The organism is Bradyrhizobium sp. (genome assembly GCF_030697065.1).
GTDB lineage: Bacteria > Pseudomonadota > Alphaproteobacteria > Rhizobiales > Xanthobacteraceae > Bradyrhizobium.
The window spans coordinates 1-1,444 of the sequence record NZ_JAUYQU010000042.1; the positions used below are offsets into that span (position 1 = coordinate 1).

At 65.7% G+C, this 1,444-nt stretch carries 2 protein-coding genes; both read left to right on the forward strand.

Annotated elements, in window-relative coordinates:
* Positions 1–767, forward strand: a 767-nt coding sequence (locus tag Q8R73_RS02995) for a PA0069 family radical SAM protein (RefSeq protein ID WP_305718067.1), incomplete at its 5' end; no start/stop codon positions are given.
* A gap of 215 nt (positions 768–982) precedes the next feature.
* Positions 983–1,444: ribonuclease HII (locus Q8R73_RS03000; RefSeq protein ID WP_305718068.1), on the forward strand; the 462-nt coding region annotated here is incomplete at its 3' end.

Consider the following 1,444-nt stretch of genomic DNA (forward strand, 5'->3'; position numbering starts at 1 on the left):
AACTCTACGCAAAGCCCGACGCGCCGCAGTTGCTGGAAATGGAACTGGCGGCGCAGGATTACGAGCCGCGCATGATCGCGATCGGCACCAACACCGATCCCTACCAGCCGATCGAGCGCGACGCGAAAATCATGCGCGGTATCCTCGAAGTGCTTGAGCGCGCCTCGCACCCCGTCGGCATCGTCACCAAATCGGCGCTGGTGACGCGAGATATCGATATTCTGGCGCGGATGGCGAAGCGCAATCTCGCCAAGGTCGCGCTGTCGGACACCACGCTCGATCCGAAACTGGCGCGCACCATGGAGCCGCGGGCCTCGACGCCGGCCCGGCGGCTGGAAGCGCTGCGGCAATTGTCGGCGGCGGGAATCCCGACCACGGTGATGGTGGCGCCGGTAATCCCCGCGCTGAACGATTGCGAGATCGAGCGCATTCTCGATGCCGCCTTTCATGCCGGCGCCCGGGAAGCGAGCTATGTGCTGCTGCGGCTGCCGCTCGAGGTGCGCGACCTGTTCCGCGAATGGCTGATGGCGAATTATCCCGACCGCTACCGCCACGTCTTCACCCTGATCCGCGACATGCGCGGCGGGCGCGACTACGATTCGCAATGGGAAACCCGGATGAAGGGCACCGGGCCGATGGCCTGGATGATCGGACGCCGATTCGAGATCGCCTGCGAAAAGCTCGGACTCAACAAGCGCCGCTCGAAACTGACGACGGATCATTTCGCCCGGCCGAAACGCAGCGGGCAGCAGTTGAGCTTGTTCTAGGTTCACTCTCTCAATGGTCGTTCCGGCGAACGCCGGAACCCATAGACACCGGCGTCTGCGTTGGACACAGGTGCGTCGAACATCCTGCTGAAACAAAAAAATCACGCGGTATAGGTCCCGGCGTTCGCCGGGACGACGATGCATTGTTCCTGAATAGCGGGCATTGAGCCGGGTTCCCGGTTGCGCCGCCGGGCGCGCTTGCGCACGATCCCGGCATGATTCGCGACAAATCCGAAAAAGAAAAGCCCAGGCGACTGCCCAGAGGCGTCATCGCCGTGGCACCGCCGAGCTTTCGACGCGAGCGTGCGCTGATCAAGCGCGGCGTCTGGCCGGTGGCCGGCTGCGACGAGGCCGGCCGCGGCCCGCTGGCGGGGCCGGTGGTGGCCGCCGCCGTGGTGCTCGACCCCCGTCGAATCCCCAAGGGCATGGACGATTCGAAGCGGCTGACGGCCGAACGCCGCGAGGAACTGTTCGAGGAAATCTGCGCCACCGCGTCGTTTTCGGTCGCCTTCGCCTCGCCGGCGCGGATCGACCGTGACAATATCCTGCGGGCCTCGCTGTGGGCGCTGATGCGCGCGGTGCAGGGTTTGCCCGAAGCGCCGCGGCATGTGTTGGTCGACGGCCGCGACAAGCTCAATGTCGGCTGCGACTGCGACGCCGTGATCGGCGGCGACGGG